Here is a 22375-nt window from a genome sequence, read left to right as displayed (position 1 = left end):
AGGCGCATTCTAAGCCATCGCTCCAGCGCGCGCGATGGCAGGAAGAAACTGTTTCGGGCCGCCTGACGCGGGTCAAGGAAAAACCGGGCGGGATGGAAAAGCTGCCTACGTAATTCCCACAATTGTCGCCCTATTTCCCGCCAACAACAATGCCTTGCACCCTTATTGAAAGGCTTTCCATGCTCGCGCTGCGCAAACGTTTCCTGCTTCCCCTCCTGCTTGGCGCCACGATGTTCGGCGCGCGCGCCGAAACCGGCGTCAGCGCCAGCACCATCCTGATCGGCCAGACGGTCGGCCTCACCGGCACTGTCGCCGCCCCGGTGAAGGAAATGAATGAAGGCGCGCAGGCCTACTTCGACGAAATCAATGCCCAGGGCGGCGTGCACGGCCGCAAGATCGAACTGAAGACGCTGGACGACAAGTTCGACCCGGCGCTCACCGTTGCCAACGGCGAGACCCTGATCAAGAAGGAAGGCGTGTTCGCGATGTTCCTCGGGCGCGGCACGCCGCATACCCAGGCACTGCTGCCGCTGCTGGAGGAAAACGGCGTGCCGCTGCTGGCGCCGAGCACCGGCGCGGCCCAGTTCCACCAGCCGGTGCGCAAGCTGCTGTTCAACATCCGCGCCAAGTACCAGGACGAGGTGGTGCGCGCGATCGAGCACTTCAATACGGTGGGCGTGCGCGCGATCGCCATCCTGCACGTGGACGACGCGTTCGGCCAGGACGGGCTGGAAGGTTTCAGGAAGGGCATGGAGGCGCAGAAGCTCACGCCGGTCGGCATCTTCAAGTTCGCGCGCGTCAAGCCGGACGTGAAGGCCGCCGCCGCCGAAGTCATCAAGGCCAATCCGGCCGCGCTGATCGTCGTCAGCTCGGCCAAGAACACCGTCGACGTGATCAAGGAAATCCGCGCCCAGGGCGGCAACATGCAGATCATGACCATGTCGAACAATTCCTCCGACGCCTTCGTCAAGGACCTCGGTCCCGCGGGCGCCGGCGTCATCGTCACGCAGGTCACGCCGGCACCGCACCTGCTGTCTACCAAGCTCGGGCAGGAATTCAACGTGCTGGCCAGGAAGCGCAAGGTCACCATCTCCTATCCGGCGATCGAAGGCTTCGTCAACGCCAAGGTCCTGGTCGAAGGCCTGCGCCGCGCCGGCCCCAACCTCACCCGCGAGGGTTTCGTGCGTGCGCTGGAATCGATGCAGCGGGTGGATTTCGGCGGCCTGATGGTGACCTACGGCCCGAACGACCATACCGGCAGCGAATTCGTGGAGCTGACGATGATCGGAAAGAACGGCCGGTTCATTCGCTGAACGTCTCGTGCGGTCGGATACCACCCCGGTGGCGCTGCCCCGGGGTTTTTTCATGGGTCACGCCGATCCCTGCATCGATCAGGTAGTGCCGGCCTCCGTGCCGTCACCAAGGGCGCATGTCCGAAGAATGAAGATACCCAGGTGATGCCGCGACCTCCGCGCGGCCGGCAGGGACGCCGGCCCTACCGGAGACTACCCCGATCAGGTAGTGCCGGCCTCCGTGCCGGCACCAAGGGCGCATGTCCGGAGAATGAAGATATGCAGGTGATGCCGCGACCTCCGCGTGGCCGGCAGGGACGCCGGCCCTACCGGAGACTACCCCGATCAGGTAGTGCCGGCCTCCGTGCCGGCACCAACGGCGCATGTCCGGAGAATGAAGATACCCAGGTGATTCCGCCACCTCCGCGTGGCCGGCAGGGACGCCGGCCCTACCGGAGACTACCCCGATAAGGTAGTGCCGGCCTCCGTGCCGGCACCAACGGCGCATGTCCGGAGAATGTAGATACCCAGGTGATGCCGCGACCTCCGCGTGGCCGGCAGGGACGCCGGCCCTACCGGAGACTACCCCGATCAGGTAGTGCCGGCCTCCGTGCCGGCACCAAGGGCGCATGTCCAGAGAATGAAGAGACGCAGGTGATCCCGCCACCTCCGCAGGCCCGGCAGGGACGCCGGCCCTACTGTTCCGTCGCGAGCGCCGCGCTGACCGCTCTCACCCGCGCCGCGTGAATCGCCTCCGGGATGCGCGCGGGCTGGTCGGCGCAGCTCCTGGCGATCTCGCCGGCGTTCACCGATTGCGCGGCCTGCAGTGCCGTTTGCAGGCGGGCGGCCTGGGGGAACGGGCGCTCCTCGAAGCCGAGCCGGCCGCGATGGTCGCATTCCGAGGCCCTGAGCATGGCAATGAAACGCTGCGGCTTGCGGAAGGCGTCGCAGCGCTCGAGCAGCGTGACGATGGTATTCGGCCGCAGCTCCAGCGCCCGGCCGACGTTGCCGTGTTCGCGCGCGGTCATCACGGCGAGGTCGCGGCAGTCGTTGGGGATCCTGAGACGCTTGCAGACCTGCTCCACCAGCCGCACGCTGCGTGCTTCATGCGCGTGGTGCTTCGGCCACTCTTGCGGCCGGGTCGTCCCCTTGCCGAGGTCGTGCATCAGCGCCGCCACGCGCTCCGGCAGGTCGAGCCCGAGGCCGGCCGCCATGTCGATCACCATCATCACGTGCACGCCGGTGTCGATCTCGGGGTGATGCTTTTCCGGCTGCGGCACGCCCCACAGTGCGTCGAGCTCGGGCAGTATCCGCGCCAGCGCGCCGCAGGCGCGCAACACCTCGAACATGCGCGAGGGGCGGCGCTCCATCAGGCCGCGCGACAGTTCCTGCCACACCCGCTCGGGGACCAGCGCGTCCACTTCGCCGGCCTCGACCATGCCGCGCATCAGGGCCTCGGTCTCGGGCGCGACGGTAAAGCCGTCGAAGCGCGCGGCGAAGCGTGCCAGCCTGAGGATGCGCACCGGATCTTCGGCAAACGCGGGCGACACGTGGCGGAAGATCCTGGCCTCCAGGTCGCGGCGGCCGCCAAAGGGATCGATGATGTTGCCGGCTTCGTCGCGCGCCATCGCATTCACGGTCAGGTCGCGCCGCACCAGGTCCTGCTCCAGCGTCACGCTGCTGTCGGCGTGGAAGACGAATCCCTTGTAGCCGGGCGCGGTCTTGCGCTCGGTGCGGGCCAGTGCATATTCCTCGTGGGTGACGGGATGCAGGAAGACCGGGAAATCCTTGCCGACGGGCGTGTAGCCCGCCGCGATCATGTCTTCGGGCGTCGCGCCCACCACCACGTGATCGCGGTCCTGCACCGGCAGGCCGAGCAGGGCGTCACGCACGGCGCCGCCGACGACATAGGTTTTCATGGATAGACGTCGTATTTTTCCAGGCGGTCGTTCTCGTCCTGCGCCTCGCGCATCCACTGCGCGACGGCGGGATGGGCGATCACGCGGTCGACATAGGCCTGCACCGCGGGCGCCAGCCACACGCCGTAAGTGCGGAAGCGCATGACCACGGGCGCATAGTAGGCGTCGGCGATGGAAAAATCGCCGAACAGGAAGCCGCGTCCGCCGGAATGCTCCAGGCACTCCTCCCAGATTTCGCAGATGCGGGCGATATCGGACTGCGCTTCCGGCGTACGGCCCTTGCCGGGAAAGCTGGCGCGGATGTTCATCCACATCGCCGAACGCAGCGCACCGAAGCCGCCGTGCATCTCCGCGCAGATCGAGCGGGCGTGGGCGCGGGCGGCGACATCGCGCGGCCACATGCCCTTGTCAGGGAATTGCTCGGCGAGGTATTCGCAGATCGCCAGCGAGTCCCAGACCGTGATTTCGCCGTCGATCAGCACCGGCACCCTGCCCGCCGCGGTGTACCGGGCGATGCGCGCGGAAGTGTCCGGCCGGCCGAGGGAAATGCGGATCTCCTCGAACGGGATGCCGAAGGCCTTGAGCACGAGCCACGGCCGCATCGACCAGGAGGAATAGTTCTTGTTGCCGATGACCAGCTTGAGGCCGGCGCGGCCGGCGGCATCCAGGGTCTGGGAAAGTGTGGGGTCGAGTTCAGTGCTTTGCATGCGTCCGTATCCTGTACTGGAGATGCGCCCCTTGGGTGATCGCCGGGCGGTCTTCGAGGATAAAGCTTTTGCAGGCGTTTGCCAAACCCCGCCGCGTGCGGCGGCCGGCGGAAACAGGGCTTCCGCCGGCCGGCCGAGGCGGGCGTCAGGGCAGCTCGCTCGGCTCGAAGCCGCGGGGAGCGACGGTGCCGAGGCGCGCCTTCAGCGACTGCGGCTTGCCCTCGAAAAGCGCGGCGTAGTAGGTGGCGTTGGACAGCACGTTCTTGACGTAGTCGCGCGTCTCGTTGAACGGAATCGATTCGGCGAAGACCGCGCCCTCGATCGCGCCGGTGAGCGTGGAGCGCCAGGCGCGCGGACGTCCCGGACCGGCGTTGTAGGCGGCGGTCGCCATCGCCTGCGAACCCTCGAGATCGTTGAGGACCATGTTGAGGTAATTGGTGCCCAGCATGATGTTGGTGTCGACGTCGTTCATCTTGTGCGGGGTGAAGTCGGCCAGGCCGATCTTGCGCGCCACCCACTTGGCCGTCGCTGGCATCACCTGCATCAGGCCCGAGGCCCCGACATGGGAGCGCGCGTTCATCAGGAAGCGCGACTCCTGGCGGATCAGGCCGTAGACCCAGGCCATGTCCAGCCCGAGGCGCGAGGTGGCGGCCGTCATGATGTCGCGGAACGGGGTCGGAAAGCGCTGGGTGAAGTCGAGTTCGGCCTTGGTGCGCTCGGAGGTATTGACCATGCGGTCGAGCACATTCTTCTGGCGCGCGAACTCGGCGGCGGCGAGCAGCTGCCGGTCGTTCATCTTGCGCAGTTCCCAGTTCCATTCGCGCACGCCTTCGAAGCGCAGGTTCATGTCGAAGAACTTGAGTGCCCGCTGCAGGCCCTCGTTGCCGGCCATGCGGGCGACTTCGTCGGCGCCCACCGGCGCGGGACGCGGCGGCACGCTGATCTTGCGGCCCAGCTCTTCCACCGCCAGCTGGCCGTAGAAACCGGTGTGGTCGGAAATCGACTCGAACAGCTTCTGCGCCTCTTCCTTCCGGCCTTCCGCGTGCAGCGCGCGCGCCTGCCAGTAGATCCAGGTCGGCTCGGTGCGCAGCGTGGACGGCATGGCTTCGATGGTGTCGCGCAGCTGCTTCCATTCGCCCGCGCGCAGCGCCATGCGCGCCTTGCGGCGATGGGCTTCGAGCGAGAGCGGCACGCCGTCGGTGCGGCGCCAGAAGACCGGCGCCTCGGGCATCAGCTTGAACGAGGCGGCATAGGCCACCTGCGCCCAGGCATGCGCCCTTTCCTTCTCGTTCAGGCGTTCGGCGCCGGTGGTCAGCGCCTTGATCGCGGCATCGATGTCGCTGCGCGCGACGCGGCCGAGCGCGACGATGAAGGTCTCGCGGCTGCCGCGGCTGCCGCCCGGCCCGCGGGCGACGGCGGTCGCGGGCTTGTCGTAGGCTTGCATCAGCGTGGCTTCGGCGACGTCGGTCAGCGGCGCCAGGCGGCGGATCACATAGCCGGCATCGAGCTCGGACGCCAGCCGCACCTGGGCCCACACATCGTCGGCGTCGAACTGGCCGGCCTCGACCAGGGTGGCGATCAGCGCCGGGCAGGCTTCGCCATAGTTCTGCGGCGTGACGAGCAGGGCGCGCGCTTCGTCGGCGACCTTCTGCCCCTTGAGCGCCTTCGACATCAGCGCATAGCATTTCAGTTGCAGGTCGTCGTTGAGCACGAACTGCGGATACTGTTCGTCGAACAGCGTCCAGTTGCGGCTGCGTCCCAGTTCCAGCAGCCAGTCGTTGCGCAGACGGTCGGCGATCGCCTGGCCTTCGTAGCGCGCGAGATAGTCACGGATTTCCTGTTCCGGGGCCGACAGGATGCGCGGCCGGAGCCGGTAGTAGTCGACATACGAGGGAATGGCATAATTGCCAAGCCGGGCAGCCAGGTCGGCGGCGCGCGCGGCGTCGTTGTTGCGCGCGGCCTCGCGCAGCGCCATGAACACCTCGTCATCGCTGGCGAAGGTCGGCGCCGAGGGTGCGGCCGGTTTCTTCGCCTGCACGGCGGGAGCGACCAGGACGACGGAGGCGGTTGCGAGCGCAACGCCGGCAATCCATTTCGGGGATAACATCAATCGGGCTTTCTCGAACGGTTGAGACAACGGCTCTTAGAATAGCATGCGAAACCACGACCATCCTGCGCCCGGCATCAATGAAGACGGCATGACCAAGGCGGCGCTGCGGACGCGTCTGCTTGCACAGAGACAAGCCATTCCGGCTGAAGTTCGGCACGCGATGGATGCGCGCATCGGCGCGGGCTTGCTGGCGTGGTGGAATCGACATCGCTTCGGCAGCCTCGGCGTGTTCTGGCCGATCAGGGGCGAGCCGGACCTGCATTCCGTGTATGCGCAGCTGGCGCGCCAGGGCGTGCGGCTGGCCCTGCCGACCGTCGCCGGCAGGCAGTCGCCGCTTGTCTTTGTTGCATGGGAACCGGGCGCGCCGACGGTGCGCGACGCCTACGGGGTGCAGGTGCCGGCGGCGGGCGAAACCGTCGCGCCGCAGGCGCTGCTCGTGCCCTGCGTGGGTTTCAACGACGCCGGTTTCAGGCTGGGATACGGCGGCGGCTTCTACGACCGCACGCTGGCCGCCAGTCCGCGTCCCGCGACCGCGGGCATCGCCTATGCCTTCAGCCGCGTGCCATTCGCGGCCGACGGCTTCGACATCGCGCTCGACACGATCATCACCGACTAGCGCTTGTATACGCCGCAGGCGATCGACAGGTCGCCGCAGCGCTCGAAGTAGGAATTCTTGACTTCGTTGGCGTTGGTGACCGGGTGCGCCCACTTGTACTCCACCCAGCCATTGCCGCGGCTCCTGGCGGTGGCGATCATTTCACGCAGGAAGAACTTGCCGTCGGTGTCCTTGCTCTGCGTGCCGTCCATGCCGATCACGCGCGGATTGCTGCCGTGGGCGATCACCTTGTGCGTGTCGACGCTGTAGGCGGAGAGGTAGAGGTCGCGGTCGACGAAACGGCCCTTGCCCAGCTTGTTGATTTCCGCGATCAGCGCCTCCCGGCCGTGCTGCTTCATGAAGTCCACGCCGGCCTTGACCAGCGCCACCGCTTCCTCCGGCGTGCCGTACTCGCGCGAACCGAGATTGAAGCCGGCCACCAGCTGCAGCAGCGAGACGGCCTGCTCATTGAGACTGCCCGCCGTCTTCATCGCATCCTGCAGCAGCACGCCGTTCTGCTGGACCATGCCGTCGATCTCGGTCACCGCCTGGTTGACCGTCTCGATGCCGATGCTCTGCTCGCGGCTGGCTTCGCTGATGTCGCGCACCAGGCTGGCGACGTGCCGCACCGCCTGCACGATGTCGCCCATGGTCTTGCCGGCGTCATCCACCAGCCGGTTGCCGGCCTCGACCTTTTCCACCGAGTCGCCGATGAGTTCCTTGATTTCCCGGGCGGCGCTGGCCGAGCGCTGCGCCAGCGTGCGCACTTCAGCCGCCACCACCGCGAAGCCGCGTCCCTGCTCGCCGGCACGCGCGGCTTCCACCGCCGCGTTGAGCGCCAGGATATTGGTCTGGAAAGCGATGCCGTCGATCACGCTGATGATGTCGACGATCTTGCGCGAACTGTCCTTGATCGAACCCATGGTGTCGACCACCTGCGTCACCACTTCGCCGCCCCGGGTGGCAAGCGTGGCGGCCGAGGCCACCAGCTCATTGGCCTGCTGCGCGTTGTCGGCGTTGTGCCTGACCGTGGAAGTCAGCTCCTCGAGCGAGGACGCCGTGGTTTCCAGCGATGCGGTCTGGGTCTCGGTGCGCGTGGCCAGCGCCGTGTTGTCGCGGTTGATCTGCGAGGCGGTGGTGGCGACCGCGGTGGTGCCGCTGCGCACCCGGGACACGATGCCGAACATCTTGTCCTTGAGCCCGCCGAGCGCCGTGAGCATGCGCCCGACCTCGTCCTCGCTGCCCGCCTCCACCTGGATCGTGAGGTCCCCGTTGCTGATGCGTTCGACGGTGTCGACCACCTGGTGCAGCGCGCCGAGCGTGGCGCGGGTGGCCCAGAAACCGGTGGCGGCGATCAGCGCCAGCACCGGCAGGCCGCAGGCGAGCACCACGGTGTTGGCGTCGCCGCTGGTATTGAGTGCCGCGACCGCGAGCAGCACCGCCGCCAGAACGAGTACCGCCGCAAAAGCCATGGTCAGCCGGGCGGCCATACCGAGTTTGAAAAAATTCATCGTCGTCTCCCAAATGTTTTTCCATCCAGAGTCTGTCGCTCTGTTCATTGCGGATGCCACGCGAACATACGCTACTCCGGAATAATAAAACGTTTCCGAAGAGAAATGGGAGATGCGGGGGAAAATTCCGGCGCCCGGGCGGGGTCTGCGCAACAGCCCGGGCGCGGCGGAAGAAAGGATGGGGGCGGGTTCAGGCGCGGCCGATGCCGAGCCGGCGGCAGATTTCCAGCGTGGCGTTGGCCTGGTTGAGCGTGTAGAAATGCAGGCCGGGCGCGCCGCCTGCGAGCAGGCGTTCGCACAGCGCGGTCACCACGTCGAGCCCGAAGGCCCTGATCGACTCGGTATCGTCGCCGAAGCTGGCCAGCTTCAGCCGGATCCAGCGCGGGATTTCGGCGCCGCACATGTCGGAGAAGCGCATCAGCTGAGAGTAATTCGTGATCGGCATGATGCCGGCGGTGACCGGAACGTCGACGCCCGCGCGTGCGGCCGCCTCGACGAACTGGAAATAGGCGTCGGCATTGTAGAAATACTGGGTGATGGCGGCGTCTGCACCGGCCCTGACCTTGCGCACGAAGCTCTGCAGGTCGTCCTGCGGGGATTTCGCCTGCGGATGCATTTCCGGATAGGCGGCCACCTCGATATGGAACCAGTCGCCGGTCTCGGCACGGATGAACTCGACCAGCTCGTTGGCGTAGCGGACTTCGCCGAAGCCGCCATAACCGCTCGGCAGGTCGCCGCGCAGGGCGACCACGCGGCGGATGCCGCTCGCCTTGTATTCATTGAGGATCGCACGCAGGCTCTCGCGCGAACTGCCGATGCAGGACAGGTGCGGCGCCGCGTCTCGGCCTTCGCCCTTGATCTCGAGCACGGTCTCGAGCGTGCCCTTCTGGGTCGAGCCGCCGGCGCCGAAGGTCACCGAATAGTACTTGGGGTCGATGACCGCAAGCTTTGCGCGCACCGCCCGCAGCTTCTCGACGCCCTCGGGCGTCTTCGGCGGGAAGAATTCGATGCTGAAGTTTTTGTCTGTCATTTCTTTGAGTCGAGCAGGAGGGCCGACAAGGCCCAGGAAATCAGGCTGTAGAGGATGGCGCCGAACAGCGCCGACCAGAAGCCCGCGACCTGGAATCCATCGACGAAGGTGGCCACCATCCAGAACATCAGCGCGTTGAGCACGAAGATGAACAGGCCGAGCGTGAGCACGGTCGCCGGCAGCGTCAGCAGGAACAGCATCGGCTTGACCAGGGTATTGACCAGGCCGAGCACCAGCGCCGCGATCAGCGCGGCGCCGAAGTTCTCCACGCGGATCGACTGCATCAGGTACGGCAAGGCAAACAGCGCGACGGCGTTGATCAGCCAGGTCAGCAGCAGGCGCATGGCGGGACTCCCTCGTTCGATTTGTTGTGATCATGCCGCCGCCCGTTTTCACGGCCGGCGGCGCGTACCGCTTCGCTACCGGATCAGTAGCGGTAGTGATCCGGCTTGTACGGGCCCTGCCGGGACACGCCGATGTAGGCCGCCTGCTCGTCGGTCAGCTCGGTAAGCTGGGCGTTGAGCTTCTTGAGCTGCAGGCGCGCGACCTTTTCATCCAGGTGCTTGGGCAGCGTGTACACGCCGACCGGATAGGCCGCGGTATTGGTGTACAGCTCGATCTGGGCGATGGTCTGGTTGGCGAAGGAAGAGCTCATCACGTACGACGGGTGGCCGGTGCCGCAGCCGAGGTTGACCAGGCGGCCTTCGGCCAGCAGGATGATGCGCTTGCCGTTCGGGAAGATCACATGGTCGACCTGGGGCTTGATGTTTTCCCACTGGTACTGGCGCAGCGCGGCGACTTCGATCTCGTTGTCGAAGTGGCCGATGTTGCAGACGATGGCCTGGTCCTTCATGCGCTTCATGTGCTCATGGGTGATCACATGGTAGTTGCCGGTGGCGGTGACGAAGATGTCGCCATGCTCGGCCGCATATTCCATCGTCACCACGCGATAGCCTTCCATCGCGGCCTGCAGCGCGCAGATCGGATCGATCTCGGTGACCCAGACCTGGGCCGACAGCGCGCGCAGCGCCTGGGCCGAGCCCTTGCCCACGTCGCCGTAGCCGCACACCACGGCGATCTTGCCGGCGACCATGACGTCGGTGGCGCGCTTGATGCCGTCGACCAGCGACTCGCGGCAGCCGTAGAGGTTGTCGAACTTGGACTTGGTGACCGAGTCGTTGACGTTGATCGCCGGGAAGGCCAGCTTGCCTTCCTTGTGCATCTGGTACAGGCGGTGCACACCGGTGGTGGTCTCTTCGGTCACGCCCTTGATCTGGGCGAGGCGGGTCGAGTACCAGGCCGGGTCCAGGGCGAGGCGCTTGCGGATCGCGTTGAACAGGCAGGTGGCTTCATCGGAGTCCGGGTTGGCCAGCACCGACAGGTCCTTCTCGGCGCGGGCGCCGAGGTGCAGCAGCAGCGTGGCATCGCCGCCGTCGTCGAGGATCATGTTGGAATAGCCGCCGTCCGCCCATTCGAAGATGCGGTGGGTGAACTCCCAGTACTCGTCGAGCGTCTCGCCCTTGAAGGCGAACACCGGCGTGCCGTTGGCGGCGATCGCGGCGGCCGCATGGTCCTGAGTGGAGTAGATGTTGCAGGATGCCCAGCGCACCTGGGCGCCGAGCGCTTCCAGCGTCTGGATCAGCACCGCGGTCTGGATCGTCATGTGCAGCGAGCCGGTGATGCGCGCGCCCTTGAGCGGCTGGCTGGCGGCGTATTCCTCGCGGATCGCCATCAGGCCCGGCATTTCGGTCTCGGCGATCTTGATTTCCTTGCGGCCCCAGTCGGCCAGGCCGAGGTCGGCCACGTAGAAGTCCTGCTGGGAGTTTTGCTGGGTAGAGATAACGGCGCTCATCACGCCCTCCTTTCCTGTTGAAGATAGAAAAAAAGTAACGTGAGCGCCGTTGCGTATTCATTCCAAGCCTGACATCGCCGGGCGGCGATGCTGCAACGCTCCTTGGAGCCGGGGATTATACCCGGGTGTACCTCAAAAATCAGTGTTCGTTCGCTTCCGGCCGCGTCGACACGCGCTGCGCCGTCTTGCCGTGGGTCGGCACGCTCCTGACGATCCAGTCGATCATGTCGACCCAGATCCGGCGCGTCTCCGCCTTGTCGGGCATTTCCAGCGCATTCGGCAGCTCGATGGTGATCACCGGCACGTTCTTGTGCACGCCGCCGTAGTTGCCGAGCGAGCCCGGATAGACGCCGACGCGGTTGAAGAACAGCTTGCCGAACTGGCGCGGTGCCTTGGCCGGTCCGTCGAGGTCGAGCACGCCGAACGGCGCATGCACCGAGATGATCACATGCGGGCGGAAGCGGTCGATTTCCTGGTCCAGCCAGCGCGACTCCGGCTCCGACAGCGGCGCCTGTCCGGGGAAGCGGCGCGGGTCGCGGCCGGTGGTCTTGACCCAGTAATGCCGCGCATCGCGTTCCCAGCCGGGCGTCGGGAAGTTGCGGTTGAGATCCACGCCATTGGCATTGACGCGCTGCGGCCTGGCGGCAAGCAGGCCGTCGGGATTGACCACCGGCGCGACGTGCCAGTGGAATTCCTGCGACTGCGGCCCCTGCAGCCACTGCATCCATTCGAACACGATGGCCGCTGCGGTCAGCTCGTCGCCGTGTATGCCACCGAGCAGCAGGACCCGCAGCGGGTCCTTCTTGCCGGTCTTCGGCGGCACCGCGCGCATCAGGATGGGAAAACCGTTGCGCGACACGGCGCCGGTGGCGCTCAGCTGGCTGCGCTCGCAGGTCTGCTGGGTGATGCGCGGCAGGCGCGGCGTGAGCTGCTTGCACAGCTCGCCGAGCTGCGCCGCCGGAGTGGCGGCCTGGCTGGCGACGCAGGCGAGCGCCAGCATGGCAGCCGCAAGCAGGTGCGACGCGCGCGGCATGTTTTCCTAGAGGCCGGCGGCGGCGCGCAGCGCGGCTGCCTTGTCGGTGCGCTCCCAGGAGAACTCCGGCTCTTCGCGGCCGAAGTGGCCGTAGGCCGCGGTCTTGCCGTAGATCGGACGGAGCAGGTCGAGCATCTGCACGATGCCCTTCGGACGCAGGTCGAAGAACTCCTGCACCAGCTGCGCCAGCTTCTCGTCGCTGATCTTGCCGGTGCCGAAGGTGGTGACCATCACCGAGGTGGGACGGGCGACGCCGATCGCGTAGGAGACCTGGATCTGGCAGCGCTTGGCCAGGCCGGCGGCGACGATGTTCTTGGCCACGTAGCGGCCGGCGTAGGCGGCCGAGCGGTCGACCTTGGACGGGTCCTTGCCGGAGAACGCGCCGCCGCCGTGCGGAGCCGCGCCGCCATAGGTGTCGACGATGATCTTGCGGCCGGTCAGGCCGCAGTCGCCCTGCGGGCCGCCGATGACGAAGCGTCCGGTCGGGTTGATCAGATACCGGGTGTCCTTGAGCCAGTCGCCCGGGACCACCGGCTTGATGATTTCCTCGATCGCGGCTTCCTTGATCTGCGCATGCTCGATTTCCGGCGCGTGCTGGGTCGACAGCACCACGGTGTCGATCGCGACCGGCACGCCGTCGACGTAGCGCAGCGTGACCTGCGACTTGGCGTCGGGACGCAGCCACGGCAGGCGGCCATCCTTGCGCAGCTGCGACTGGCGCTCGACGATGCGGTGCGCGTAGTAGATCGCGGCCGGCATCAGCTCGGGGGTTTCATCGCAGGCATAGCCGAACATCAGGCCCTGGTCGCCGGCGCCCTGATCGAGGTCGAGGCCGCGGCCTTCATCCACGCCCTGGGCGATGTCCGGGGACTGCTTGTCGTAGCAGACCATCACCGCGCAGCTCTTGTAGTCGATGCCGAAGTCGGCGTTGTCGTAGCCGATGCGCTTGATGGTGTCGCGCGCCACGCCGATGTAGTCGACGTTGGCATGCGTGGTGATCTCGCCGGCCAGCACCACGAGGCCGGTGTTGCACAGGGTCTCGGCGGCGACGCGCGCCTTGGGATCGATCGCGAGAATGGCGTCGAGAATCGCGTCGGAGATCTGGTCCGCGACCTTGTCGGGATGTCCTTCGGAGACGGATTCGGAGGTGAAGAGGTATTCATTTGCCATCGCAGGCTCCTTCTGTTGCGTGATTGACCATGTCGCGGCCAGATCCTTGAGCCTGCGACGCTTTAGCGAGATTTATCAACCGCCTCGCAAGTTGTCTGATTAACTCGGCGGCGCCTGCGTCTTCCGGGAAAGGAAGCGCGGCGGTGTGTTATTTTACGCGTCTGCAAAGAAATCACCAACCGTCGCGCGCGGCGCCGCCGCCCTTTCCTTGATGCTTGTCACGCTTTTCCGCCTGCTGTCCCGGCTGCCCTTGCCAATCCTGCATGCCGTCGGTTCCGCGCTCGGCTGGCTGGTCTACCTGGTCTCCCCGAAATACCGCCGCCGCATGGCCGCCAACATACGCCGCGCAGGATTCGGCGACAGCCTGCCGCAGGCCGTGCGCGAAGCCGGCAAGAATGTGCTCGAACTGCCCTTCGTCTGGTGCGCGCCGCCGCAGCGGGTGCTCGACAGCGTGCGGGTGGAAGACTGGGACGTGGTGCAGCAGGCGCTGGACGCGGGCGGCGGCATCATTTTCCTGACGCCTCATCTCGGCTGCTTCGAAATCACCGCCCAGGTGGTGGCGACGCGGACGCCGCTGACGGTGATGTACCGGCCGCCGCGCAAGGAGGCGCTCAAGCCGCTGATCGAAGGCGCCCGCGCGCGCGGCCGGCTCAGGCTGGCGCCGGCCACCCTGTCCGGCGTGCGCACCCTGCTCAAGACCCTCAGGAGCGGCGAGCCGATCGGCATCCTGCCCGACCAGGTGCCGCAGAACGGCGAAGGCGTGTGGGCGGATTTCTTCGGCCTCCCCGCCTACACCATGACCCTGCCCGGCAAGCTGCAGCAGATGTCGGGCGCGCCGGTGATCCTCACCTATGCCGAGCGCCTGCCGCGCGGCGCCGGCTTCGTGCTGCGCTTTTTCCGCCTCGACCGCGCGCTCGGCGACACCGCGGAGCAGCAGGCGCGCACGATCAATGCGGCGATGGAAGAACTCATCGCCCGCTGCCCGGCCCAGTATTTCTGGAGCTACCACCGCTACAAGGCGCCGAAGGGCGTGGCGCGGCCTGCCGCGGCCCGGGCGTAACCACTATAATCGCCGCATGAAACTCACCTTCACCAAAATGCACGGCGCCGGCAACGACTTCGTCGTCATCGATGCCGTCAACCAGCAGATCGACTTCAGCCCGGCCCAGTGGAAGCGCCTGGCGGACCGCCGCTTCGGCATCGGCGCAGACCAGATCCTGGTGGTCGAGCGCGCCCGCACGCCGGAAACCGACTTCCGTTATCGCATCTACAACGCCGACGGCGGCGAGGTCGAGCAGTGCGGCAACGGCGCCCGCGCCTTTGTCCGCTTCGTCACCGACAAGGGCCTGACCGGCAAGCGCGCGATCAGGGTGGAGACCATGTCCGGCGTGATCGAGCCCCGGCTGGAAGACGACGGCGGCATCACGGTCAACATGGGCGCCCCGGTGCTGCAGCCGGAGCGCGTGCCCTTCGACGCCGCCGGCCTGACGCCGCAGGCGCTGGGCGAGGACACCCTGTGGCCGCTGGAGGTCGACGGCAGGACCGCGCTGATCTCCGCGGTCTCGATGGGCAATCCGCATGCGGTGCAGGTGGTCGAGGATGCCGAGCGCGCGCCGGTGGAGACCGACGGTCCGCTGATCGAGCGCCATCCGCGCTTTCCGAACCGCGTCAATGCCGGCTTCATGCAGGTGATCGACCGCCATCACATCAAGCTGCGGGTGTACGAGCGCGGCGCCGGCGAGACGCTCGCCTGCGGCACGGGCGCCTGCGCCGCGGTCGTGTCCGGCATCCGCCGCGGCCTGCTCGACTCGCCGGTGCGCGTGAGCACCCGTGGCGGCGAGCTGAGCATCGCCTGGGAGGGCGGCAACGCGCCGGTCATGATGACCGGCCCCGCCGTCTGCGTATTCGAAGGCACCATCGAGATCTGATTTACAATCACTGCCCTGCGCCGCCGGGCGCTTACTCCTGCCAGCCATGACTTCCCAAATCGACACCCAAGCCCTCGCCGACTTCCTGATCGACAATCCGGAGTTCTTCGAACAGCACAGCGAGCTGCTGTCCCGGGTGAAGCTGTCGAGTCCGGTGACCGGCCGCACGGTGTCGCTGCAGGAGCGCCAGATGGAAGTCCTGCGCGAAAAGCTCAAGGTGATGGAGCTGCGGCTTGCGGAACTGCTGCGCATCGCCCAGGAAAACGACGAGATCACCGAGAAATTCCACCGCTGGACCCGCTCGCTGCTGGCCGCGCGCAACGATGTCGACATGCCGCACACGCTGGTGGCGGGATTGCAGAACATCTTCGGCGTGCCGCATGCGACGCTGCGCATCTGGGGCGTGGCGGAATCCTTCGCCCACACCTGGTTCGCGGCGCCGGTGTCCGACGACGCGCGCATCTTCTGCAACGGCCTGACCGCGCCCTACTGCGGACCGAACCAGGAATTCGAGGCCGCCGGCTGGATCGAGGATGCGCAGGAAACGCCGCAATCGATCGCGATGCTGCCGCTGCGCGCCGAGGGCGCGGAACAGGCCTTCGGCCTGCTGGTGCTCGGCTCGCCCGACCCGGCCCGCTTCACCAGCGACATGGCGACCGACTTCCTGAGCAAGATCGGCGACACCGCCAGCGCGGCGCTGGTCTGCCTGCTTGACTGATGCAGCGCCCGCCGTGGATGCCGCCACCAGTCCGTCCCATGCCGCGCGTATCGCCGGCTATCTCGACAGCCTGAAGCAGCGCAAGCTCTCCGCGCATACCCTTTCCAGCTACGGCCGCGACCTGCGCGACCTCGCCGACATGGTCGCCAGGCTGCCGGGCGCGCCCGCCTTCGCCGCCGTCGATCATTTCCAGGTGCGCCGCTTCGCTTCGCAGCTGCATGCCGGCGGTCTGAATCCCCGCTCGATCGCGCGCAAGCTGTCCGCCTGGCGCGGCTTCTTCGACTGGCTGGCCGACCAGGAACCGCTGGCCGCCAACCCGGTCGACGGCGTCAAGCCGCCCAAGCGCAGCAAGCCCCTGCCCAAGGCGCTGTCGGCGGACGACGCGGTGCGCGTGGTCGCCGAAAGCATGCCGGGCCGCGATCCGGCCAGCGCGGATCAGCGCTGCAACCGCGCGATGTTCGAACTGCTGTATTCGAGCGGCCTGCGCGTGTCCGAACTGTCGGGGCTGGATGTGCGCTTCGTGCGCGACGGCGACTACCAGTCCGCGGGCTGGGTGGATCTCGACGAGCGCGAGGTGCAGGTCACCGGCAAGGGCAGCAAGCAGCGCCGGGTGCCGGTCGGCGGACCGGCCATCGACGCGCTGCGGGCCTGGCTGGAAGTGCGCGACACCCTGGTCAAGGGCGACCCCAATCCGCTGTTTCTGAGCGCGCGCGGCAACCGCATCAGCCCGCGCGCGGTGCATCAGCGCCTGACCACCCACGCGCGCGCGCTCGGCATTCCCGCCAACGTGCATCCGCACGTGCTGCGCCACTCGTTCGCCACCCATGTGCTGCAGTCCTCGGGCGACCTGCGGGCGGTGCAGGAAATGCTGGGCCATGCCTCGATCGCCGCCACCCAGATCTATACCTCGCTGGATTTCCAGCGCCTGGCCCAGGTCTATGACGCCGCCCACCCGCGCGCCAAGAAATCGGACAAGACGGGCTGAACCCCCTTCCTCACACATCATGCTGACCATCACACTCAAGCCGGGCAAGGAAAAAAGCCTGCTGCGGCGCCATCCCTGGATATTTCCGACCGCGATCGAGCGCGTCGAGGGCAAGCCGGAAGAGCGCAGCAAGCCCGGCGCCACCGCGGTGCTGCGCTCGGCGACGGGCCAGTTCCTGGCGCGCGCGGCCTACAGTCCGCATTCGCAGATCCGCGCCCGCGTCTGGAGCTTCGACGAGAATGAAGCGGTCGACCATGCGATGATCAAGCGCCGCGTCAGGCGCGCGCTCGCCTATCGCGCCGCCATGGTGCGCGATACCGACGCCATCCGTCTGATCTTCGGCGAAGCCGACGGCTTCCCCGGTCTCGTCGCCGACTGGTACGGCGGGCGCGAGGGCTGGCTGGTGTGCCAGTTCCAGTCGGCCGGGGTCGAGGCCTGGAAGGTGCCGATCGTGCAGGCGCTGATCGCCGAAACCGGCTGCCCGAATGTCTATGAGCGCTCCGACGCCTCGGTGCGCGAGCGTGAAGGCATGCCGCTGGTGACCGGCGTGCTCGCCGGCGACGAGCCGGGGCCGGAGACGCTGGTCACCGAGAACGGCATCCGCTACGCGGTCGACATCCGCCACGGCCACAAGACCGGCTTCTACATCGACCAGCGCGACAACCGCCGCCTGGTGATGGAACATGCGGCGCAGCGCGAGGTGCTGAACTGCTTCTGCTATACCGGCGGCTTTTCGCTGGCCGCGCTCAAGGGCGGCGCCCGGAGCGTGATGTCGATCGATTCCTCGGGCGAGGCGCTGGCGACCGGCGCCCGCAACGTCGCGCTCAACGGCTTCGACGCCACGCGCGCCGAGTGGCGCGACGCCGACGTCTTCAAGGTCTTGCGCACCCTGCGCGAGGAAGGCCGGCAGTTCGACCTGATCGTGCTCGATCCGCCGAAGTTCGCCTCCTCGCCGGCGCACGCGGACCGGGCGGCGCGCGCCTACAAGGACATCAATCTGCTCGGCCTGCAGCTGCTGCGTCCGGGGGGCATGCTGTTCACCTATTCCTGCTCCGGCGCCATCCCGGCCGATCTGTTCCAGAAGATCGTCGCCGGCGCCGCCAGCGACGCCCGGGTCGATGCCCGCGTCCTCAGGCGCCTGTCGGCCGGCGCCGACCATCCGATGAGCGCGGCCTTCCCGGAGGGGGAATACCTCAAGGGCCTGATGCTGTACAAGGATTGAACCCGGCGTTTCTCCGCTGCCAATTTTTGCAACTTGATTGCAAAATCGGGGCATAATTTCGCATCTCGCTTCCGGAAGCAAGCACATGAGCAGCAGGACAAGACATGCGATCGACGCCGCCGGCCAGGATGCCCGGGCAGCCCTGGCCGAGGCGCAGCTGCGCGCGGCCAGCGTGCGCATCACCAGCGCGCGGGTGAAGGTACTGGCCGCCCTGCTCGACGCCGGCCGCGCCTGCAGTCACCAGGACATGCAGGATGCGTTGGCCGGCATGGACCGCGTCACGCTCTACCGCGCGCTCGACTGCCTCACCGACGCCGGCCTGGCGCACAAGATCGCGGGCGACGACCGGGTCTTCCGCTACAGCGCCGGCGCCGATCACGGCAGCACGCACCATCAGCACGGCCATTTCAAGTGCACCCGCTGCGCGCGCGTGTTCTGCCTCGACAGCATCGCCGAGGCAGAACTGCTGGAAAAGGCGCTGCAGGATTCGCTCGGCAAGGGATTCCGCAGCCACGATATCGAATTCACCGTCAAGGGTTGGTGCGCCGACTGCGCGCAGTGACCCGGGCCAGACAAGCGACTCAACCGATGAAACTCGTACCCGCCACCATACTCACCGGCTTTCTCGGCGCCGGCAAGACGACCCTGCTCAACCGCATCCTCAAGGAGCCGCACGGCCACCGGATCGCGGTGATCGAAAACGAATTCGGCCAGGAGAACATCGACAATGAAATCCTGGTCCAGGACAGCAACGAACAGATCGTCGAGATGAGCAACGGCTGCGTCTGCTGCACCGTGCGCGGCGACCTGATCCTCGCGCTCGCCACGCTGGCGCAGAAACGCGCCGCCGGCGAGCTGGATTTCGATCACGTGGTGATCGAGACCACGGGGCTGGCCAATCCCGGCCCGGTGGCACAGACCTTCTTCATGGACGACGAAGTGGCGGCCAGCTATGTGCTCGATGCGGTGGTGACGGTGGTCGACGCCCGCCACGCGATGCAGCAGCTCGACGAGCACGAGGAGGCGCAGCGCCAGGTCGGCTTCGCCGACAGGCTGCTGCTGTCGAAGACGGACCTGGTCGATGCCGCGCAGCTCGCCGCGCTGACCGCCCGTCTCACCCGCATCAACCCGCGCGCGCCTATCGGCAAGACCGACTTCGGCCGGGTGCCGATTTCCGAAGTGCTCGACCTGCGGGGTTTCAACCTCAATGACAAGCTGGAACTCGACCCGGACTTCCTGGCCTCGGAAGACGCGCATGCGCACGAGCATGAGCACGGCCATGAATGCGGCGAGCACTGCGGCCACGACCACGCCCACGACCATCACCACGCGCATCATTCCGACGACATCGCGGCCTTCTCCTTCCGCAGCGACCGCCCCTTCAGCACGGCGCGCCTCGACGAATTCCTCGGCGGGCTGCTGCAGGTCTACGGCCCGCGCATGCTGCGCTACAAGGGCGTGCTGTGGATGGAAGGCGCCGACCGCAAAGTGGTGTTCCAGGGCGTGCACCAGATGATGGGCACCGATATCGGCGCCAGGTGGGCCGACGGCGAGGCGCGCGGCAGCAAGATGGTCTTCATCGGCAAGAATCTCCCAAAGGAAACTTTTATTCGGGGTCTGGAACAGTGTTTGGTATAAACTATTTGTACTTTTGATCAAGGTTCAAGTGCGCGTGCCGGCGCGCTGGCACAGTGCCTCAAGGCGCTGTACGCGACCGGCCTCGACCTGGGCGCGATCGAAGGTTTCGGGCAGTTCAATGAGGGGACAACATGAACGCAACCGCAACAAGATCTGCCGCCAAGGGCAGCACTGCCAAGACCGCCAAAGCCAAGGCAGAGACCAAGTCGGCGGCGCCTGCAAAGCCGGCGCCCGCCAGGAGCGCCGCCGCCGGCAAGACGAAATCCATTGCCAAACCAGCCCAAAGCACGGTAAAAAGCAGCCTTGCCGCGGTGGAGGCGCGAGCGAAGCCGGCGACGGCGAGGAAGGCGGCCGCCCCCAGGGGTGCCGCAGCGAAAAGCGCCGCCAGGAAAACCGACGCACCGGAGGCGTCGGCCCATCCTGAGGCCCCGGCATTAACAGATACAATGGAAAACCCCGTAGTTTCGAAAGTAAGCGAAGTGGCTACCAAAACAACTAAACAGACTCCGTCCGCCCCTGCCGGCGGCAACCTGCTGACCGAAGAAGAAATCCTCAAGATGTCCGAAGAGGATTACATGAACGAGGCCCAGCTGGCCTTCTTCAAGGCGCGGCTGCAGCAACTGGAGCGCGACCTGCTGAAGAACGCCGGCGAGACCACGGAGCATCTGCGCGAAACGGTACTGGTCCCGGACCCCGCCGACCGTGCGACGATCGAAGAAGAACACGCGCTCGAACTGCGTACCCGCGACCGCGAGCGCAAGCTGCTCAAGAAGGTTCAGCAGGCGATCGCCAGCATTGACGCCGGCGACTACGGCTGGTGCGAGGAAACCGGCGAGCCGATCGGCATCCCCCGCCTGCTCGCGCGGCCGACCGCCACGCTGTCGCTCGAAGCGCAGCAGCGGCGCGAACTCAAGCAAAAGCTGTACGGCGACTAAGGCTGTCGCTTCAGCCGCACACCAGGACAAGCGTACGTTGCCTCGGCACGTGCGCTTGTTTGCTTTTCGGCCGGCGAATACCGGCGGGCGGTTGCAGGATTGCAAAAACCGGCGGTCGCCTGTTTGACAAAGCCTCTGTCCGCGGCTGTAATGATGGGCCGCCGGCAATTTCTTGTGTTACCTTTCCAAACCGGCAACGCTCATCTTCCCGCACCGGGAAGAAGCGCTTCGCAGCAGACAAGGATAGTCGTGGGGATTTTTTCGATTTTCGGGAAGAAGGACCGGCAGGAGGCCGCTGCGGATGAAAACGACGCGGCCCGTGCCAGGCGCAGCAGCAGCGGCGGCAAGAGCGGCAGCGGCGGCAGCGGCAGCCGGTCGGGCAGCGCCAGGTCGCAGGGCGGGTCGTCGGCCGTCAAGCGCGACCCGCATGCGGCACGCGCCACCGCCCTGAAGATCGATGCGATCGAATCCGAAATGTCGTCCGAGTTCGTGACGGTACCCACCACCCAGCCGCGCCCCTCGTCGCGCGGCACCGCCTCCAGGCCTGCTCCCGACACCGCGCCCACCACCGCCTCCCGGCCCGAAACCGCAGATGCGCCGGCCAGCGAAATGGGCAACACCACCGTCATGCTGCTCGACGGCCAGACCGCGGTCAGCGCGATGGCCGAGCCTTCCGCCGATGCCGAGTCGGTGATCAGCGAAGCGGCGATCCTGTATGCGAACGGGCAGCAGGAGCTGGTGGAACAGATGCTGGCCGCGGCCATCGCCGAGGACCGGCTGGGCGACGCCGCGCCGCGCGCGTGGCTGATGCTGTTCGACCTGTACCAGCTCGCCGGCAGGCAGCAGGAATTCGAGCAGCTCGCCATCGAGTACGCGAACAAGTTCGAGACCTCTCCCCCCGGCTGGGCGGCAAGCGCGGATGCCGCGCCGCCTCCGGCGCAGGCCGCCACGCCGGCGGTACCGTTCCCGGCCAGCCTGGACGCCGGCTGCGCCAAGCAGGTGGAGCGCATCCGCAACCTGGCCGCCAGCCACCGCACGCTGCGCCTGGAATTCGCGCGCGTCGCCCAGGTGGACGCGGCGGGCTGCGCCCTGCTGCTGGATGAACTCGTCAAGCTGCAGAAGACCGGGCATGACCTGATCCTGGTCGGCGCCTCGGAACTCGCCGAAAAAATCCGCGCGATCATCCAGGTCGGCCGCCGCGAAGACACCGAGGCCCCCTGGCTGCTGTTGCTGGAAATCCTGCGCCTGCTCAATCGCGAGCAGGAATTCGAGGAAACCAGCATCGACTATTGCGTGACCTTCGAGGTATCCCCGCCCGCCTTCACCGCGCCGCAGGGCAAGGTGACCACCGCGGCCGGCGAATCGGCGCCGGAAACCGCCGAAGCCTTTGCGATGCCGAAAATCGTCGAGGGCCGGGTCGATGAGCTGATCCTCGCCATTGCCGCCTGGTCCGACGAGCATGAAGTCACCGTGATCGACTGTTCGCGCCTGCAGCGCGTCGACTTCAACGCCGCGGGCAGGCTGCTCACCGGACTCGGTCCCTTCTGCGGCGTCGGCAAGTCCCTGGAATTCCAGCACGTCAATCACCTGGTCACCGAACTGTTCCACGTGATCGGGCTGGACGCCATGGCCCGCGTGGTTCCGCGCAAGAGCTAGGGCGCCCCGGCCTACTTGTAATCCCGCCTGCCGCCCTCACCTGCAGCCAATTACCGCAGGGCGGGGTTATCTGA

At 66.8% G+C, this 22375-nt stretch carries 21 protein-coding genes and 1 riboswitch; of the genes, 11 read left to right on the top strand and 10 right to left on the bottom strand.

Annotated elements, in window-relative coordinates; translation table 11 throughout:
* The first annotated feature begins 179 nt into the window (after positions 1 to 179).
* The gene (locus NCCP691_RS04105; protein ID WP_220806978.1) at positions 180 to 1313 is read left to right on the top strand and encodes an ABC transporter substrate-binding protein; all 1134 of its coding nucleotides are present in this window, start codon (positions 180 to 182) and stop codon (positions 1311 to 1313) included.
* Between the two features lie 674 nt (positions 1314 to 1987).
* On the opposite strand, the gene NCCP691_RS04100 is transcribed toward NCCP691_RS04105, so the two are convergent.
* The 3 genes from NCCP691_RS04100 to NCCP691_RS04090 all read right to left on the bottom strand — a co-directional run bounded on the left by NCCP691_RS04100 (position 1988) and on the right by NCCP691_RS04090 (position 6025).
* Positions 1988 to 3211 (bottom strand): multifunctional CCA addition/repair protein, encoded by a 1224-nt coding sequence (locus NCCP691_RS04100; protein ID WP_220806977.1) that lies wholly within the window; start codon positions 3209 to 3211, stop codon positions 1988 to 1990.
* Entirely contained in the window at positions 3208 to 3918 is a 711-nt protein-coding gene (locus NCCP691_RS04095) for a glutathione S-transferase family protein (RefSeq protein ID WP_220806976.1), read from the bottom strand. Before NCCP691_RS04095 ends, NCCP691_RS04100 begins: the two co-directional genes overlap by 4 nt.
* A gap of 145 nt (positions 3919 to 4063) precedes the next feature.
* On the bottom strand, positions 4064 to 6025 hold the full coding sequence (locus NCCP691_RS04090; protein ID WP_220806975.1) for a lytic transglycosylase domain-containing protein: 1962 nt from the start codon (positions 6023 to 6025) through the stop codon (positions 4064 to 4066).
* Between the two features lie 46 nt (positions 6026 to 6071).
* On the opposite strand from NCCP691_RS04090, the gene NCCP691_RS04085 reads away from it, so the two are divergent.
* Positions 6072 to 6644, top strand: a complete 573-nt coding sequence (locus NCCP691_RS04085; RefSeq protein WP_238482308.1) for a 5-formyltetrahydrofolate cyclo-ligase — start codon at positions 6072 to 6074, stop codon at positions 6642 to 6644.
* Here the strand turns inward: NCCP691_RS04085 and NCCP691_RS04080 are convergent.
* The 6 genes from NCCP691_RS04080 to metK form a co-directional block, all read right to left on the bottom strand.
* Entirely contained in the window at positions 6641 to 8134 is a 1494-nt protein-coding gene (locus NCCP691_RS04080) for a methyl-accepting chemotaxis protein (RefSeq protein WP_220806974.1), read from the bottom strand. The two genes, NCCP691_RS04085 and NCCP691_RS04080, sit on opposite strands and share 4 nt — an antisense overlap.
* A gap of 190 nt (positions 8135 to 8324) precedes the next feature.
* Positions 8325 to 9164 carry a methylenetetrahydrofolate reductase [NAD(P)H] gene (gene metF / locus NCCP691_RS04075; protein ID WP_220806973.1) on the bottom strand — a complete coding sequence of 280 codons (840 nt, stop codon included), beginning with the start codon at positions 9162 to 9164 and terminating at the stop codon, positions 8325 to 8327.
* A complete protein-coding gene (locus NCCP691_RS04070; protein ID WP_220806972.1) occupies positions 9161 to 9508 on the bottom strand; it encodes a phage holin family protein in 348 nt (115 codons plus the stop codon). The genes metF and NCCP691_RS04070 overlap by 4 nt, the downstream gene beginning before the upstream one ends.
* Before the next feature lie 83 nt (positions 9509 to 9591).
* Positions 9592 to 11016, bottom strand: coding sequence for an adenosylhomocysteinase (gene ahcY, locus NCCP691_RS04065; RefSeq protein WP_220806971.1), 1425 nt, complete (start codon positions 11014 to 11016; stop codon positions 9592 to 9594).
* Positions 11017 to 11050: 34 nt separating this feature from the next.
* Positions 11051 to 11126, bottom strand: a riboswitch (S-adenosyl-L-homocysteine riboswitch).
* A gap of 29 nt (positions 11127 to 11155) precedes the next feature.
* Positions 11156 to 12049 carry a M14 family murein peptide amidase A gene (locus NCCP691_RS04060; protein ID WP_238482307.1) on the bottom strand — a complete coding sequence of 298 codons (894 nt, stop codon included), beginning with the start codon at positions 12047 to 12049 and terminating at the stop codon, positions 11156 to 11158.
* 6 nt (positions 12050 to 12055) lie between these two features.
* Entirely contained in the window at positions 12056 to 13219 is a 1164-nt protein-coding gene (metK, locus tag NCCP691_RS04055) for a methionine adenosyltransferase (protein ID WP_220806970.1), read from the bottom strand.
* A 211-nt stretch (positions 13220 to 13430) separates the two neighbouring features.
* Here metK and NCCP691_RS04050 point away from each other — a divergent pair, with 211 nt between their 5' ends.
* The 7 genes from NCCP691_RS04050 to NCCP691_RS04020 all read left to right on the top strand — a co-directional run bounded on the left by NCCP691_RS04050 (position 13431) and on the right by NCCP691_RS04020 (position 19710).
* Positions 13431 to 14279, top strand: a complete 849-nt coding sequence (locus tag NCCP691_RS04050) for a lysophospholipid acyltransferase family protein (RefSeq protein ID WP_220806969.1) — start codon at positions 13431 to 13433, stop codon at positions 14277 to 14279.
* Positions 14280 to 14295: 16 nt separating this feature from the next.
* Positions 14296 to 15147 (top strand): diaminopimelate epimerase, encoded by an 852-nt coding sequence (gene dapF / locus NCCP691_RS04045; RefSeq protein WP_220806968.1) that lies wholly within the window; start codon positions 14296 to 14298, stop codon positions 15145 to 15147.
* Positions 15148 to 15193: 46 nt separating this feature from the next.
* Positions 15194 to 15865, top strand: a complete 672-nt coding sequence (locus tag NCCP691_RS04040; RefSeq protein ID WP_220806967.1) for a DUF484 family protein — start codon at positions 15194 to 15196, stop codon at positions 15863 to 15865.
* Between the two features lie 13 nt (positions 15866 to 15878).
* Positions 15879 to 16850 carry a tyrosine recombinase XerC gene (locus tag NCCP691_RS04035; RefSeq protein ID WP_220806966.1) on the top strand — a complete coding sequence of 324 codons (972 nt, stop codon included), beginning with the start codon at positions 15879 to 15881 and terminating at the stop codon, positions 16848 to 16850.
* Positions 16851 to 16869: 19 nt separating this feature from the next.
* Positions 16870 to 18072 (top strand): class I SAM-dependent rRNA methyltransferase, encoded by a 1203-nt coding sequence (locus tag NCCP691_RS04030; protein WP_220806965.1) that lies wholly within the window; start codon positions 16870 to 16872, stop codon positions 18070 to 18072.
* A gap of 85 nt (positions 18073 to 18157) precedes the next feature.
* The gene (locus NCCP691_RS04025; RefSeq protein ID WP_220806964.1) at positions 18158 to 18634 is read left to right on the top strand and encodes a Fur family transcriptional regulator; all 477 of its coding nucleotides are present in this window, start codon (positions 18158 to 18160) and stop codon (positions 18632 to 18634) included.
* Positions 18635 to 18660: 26 nt separating this feature from the next.
* Entirely contained in the window at positions 18661 to 19710 is a 1050-nt protein-coding gene (locus NCCP691_RS04020; RefSeq protein WP_220806963.1) for a CobW family GTP-binding protein, read from the top strand.
* Positions 19711 to 19825: 115 nt separating this feature from the next.
* Here NCCP691_RS04020 and NCCP691_RS21680 read toward each other — a convergent pair whose 3' ends face one another.
* A complete protein-coding gene (locus NCCP691_RS21680; RefSeq protein WP_220806962.1) occupies positions 19826 to 20200 on the bottom strand; it encodes a hypothetical protein in 375 nt (124 codons plus the stop codon).
* On the opposite strand from NCCP691_RS21680, the gene dksA reads away from it, so the two are divergent.
* Both dksA and NCCP691_RS04005 read left to right on the top strand, forming a co-directional pair.
* A complete protein-coding gene (gene dksA, locus NCCP691_RS21675; protein WP_309295107.1) occupies positions 20157 to 20645 on the top strand; it encodes an RNA polymerase-binding protein DksA in 489 nt (162 codons plus the stop codon). The genes NCCP691_RS21680 and dksA overlap by 44 nt on opposite strands.
* A 249-nt stretch (positions 20646 to 20894) precedes the next feature.
* The gene (locus NCCP691_RS04005) at positions 20895 to 22301 is read left to right on the top strand and encodes an STAS domain-containing protein (RefSeq protein WP_238482305.1); all 1407 of its coding nucleotides are present in this window, start codon (positions 20895 to 20897) and stop codon (positions 22299 to 22301) included.
* Positions 22302 to 22375 lie beyond the last annotated feature (74 nt).

It is taken from the genome of Noviherbaspirillum aridicola (assembly GCF_019656455.1).
GTDB lineage: Bacteria > Pseudomonadota > Gammaproteobacteria > Burkholderiales > Burkholderiaceae_D > Noviherbaspirillum > Noviherbaspirillum aridicola.
Note: the sequence above shows the minus strand (reverse complement) of the source record. Positions and strands in the feature narration are given on the sequence as shown.

What these genes read in the sequence shown, in the direction of transcription:
- NCCP691_RS04100 (WP_220806977.1), bottom strand. Translation starts at nt 3,211, where the DNA reads ATGAAAACCTATGTCGTCGGCGGCGCCGTGCGTGACGCCCTGCTCGGC.
- NCCP691_RS04025 (WP_220806964.1), top strand. Translation starts at nt 18,158, where the DNA reads ATGAGCAGCAGGACAAGACATGCGATCGACGCCGCCGGCCAGGATGCC.
- NCCP691_RS04040 (WP_220806967.1), top strand. Translation starts at nt 15,194, where the DNA reads ATGACTTCCCAAATCGACACCCAAGCCCTCGCCGACTTCCTGATCGAC.
- metF (WP_220806973.1), bottom strand. Translation starts at nt 9,164, where the DNA reads ATGACAGACAAAAACTTCAGCATCGAATTCTTCCCGCCGAAGACGCCC.
- NCCP691_RS04105 (WP_220806978.1), top strand. Translation starts at nt 180, where the DNA reads ATGCTCGCGCTGCGCAAACGTTTCCTGCTTCCCCTCCTGCTTGGCGCC.
- dapF (WP_220806968.1), top strand. Translation starts at nt 14,296, where the DNA reads ATGAAACTCACCTTCACCAAAATGCACGGCGCCGGCAACGACTTCGTC.
- NCCP691_RS04090 (WP_220806975.1), bottom strand. Translation starts at nt 6,025, where the DNA reads ATGTTATCCCCGAAATGGATTGCCGGCGTTGCGCTCGCAACCGCCTCC.
- metK (WP_220806970.1), bottom strand. Translation starts at nt 13,219, where the DNA reads ATGGCAAATGAATACCTCTTCACCTCCGAATCCGTCTCCGAAGGACAT.
- NCCP691_RS04030 (WP_220806965.1), top strand. Translation starts at nt 16,870, where the DNA reads ATGCTGACCATCACACTCAAGCCGGGCAAGGAAAAAAGCCTGCTGCGG.
- NCCP691_RS04060 (WP_238482307.1), bottom strand. Translation starts at nt 12,049, where the DNA reads ATGCCGCGCGCGTCGCACCTGCTTGCGGCTGCCATGCTGGCGCTCGCC.
- ahcY (WP_220806971.1), bottom strand. Translation starts at nt 11,016, where the DNA reads ATGAGCGCCGTTATCTCTACCCAGCAAAACTCCCAGCAGGACTTCTAC.
- NCCP691_RS04020 (WP_220806963.1), top strand. Translation starts at nt 18,661, where the DNA reads ATGAAACTCGTACCCGCCACCATACTCACCGGCTTTCTCGGCGCCGGC.
- NCCP691_RS04050 (WP_220806969.1), top strand. Translation starts at nt 13,431, where the DNA reads ATGCTTGTCACGCTTTTCCGCCTGCTGTCCCGGCTGCCCTTGCCAATC.
- NCCP691_RS04080 (WP_220806974.1), bottom strand. Translation starts at nt 8,134, where the DNA reads ATGAATTTTTTCAAACTCGGTATGGCCGCCCGGCTGACCATGGCTTTT.
- dksA (WP_309295107.1), top strand. Translation starts at nt 20,157, where the DNA reads ATGGAAAACCCCGTAGTTTCGAAAGTAAGCGAAGTGGCTACCAAAACA.
- NCCP691_RS04070 (WP_220806972.1), bottom strand. Translation starts at nt 9,508, where the DNA reads ATGCGCCTGCTGCTGACCTGGCTGATCAACGCCGTCGCGCTGTTTGCC.
- NCCP691_RS04095 (WP_220806976.1), bottom strand. Translation starts at nt 3,918, where the DNA reads ATGCAAAGCACTGAACTCGACCCCACACTTTCCCAGACCCTGGATGCC.
- NCCP691_RS04085 (WP_238482308.1), top strand. Translation starts at nt 6,072, where the DNA reads ATGCGAAACCACGACCATCCTGCGCCCGGCATCAATGAAGACGGCATG.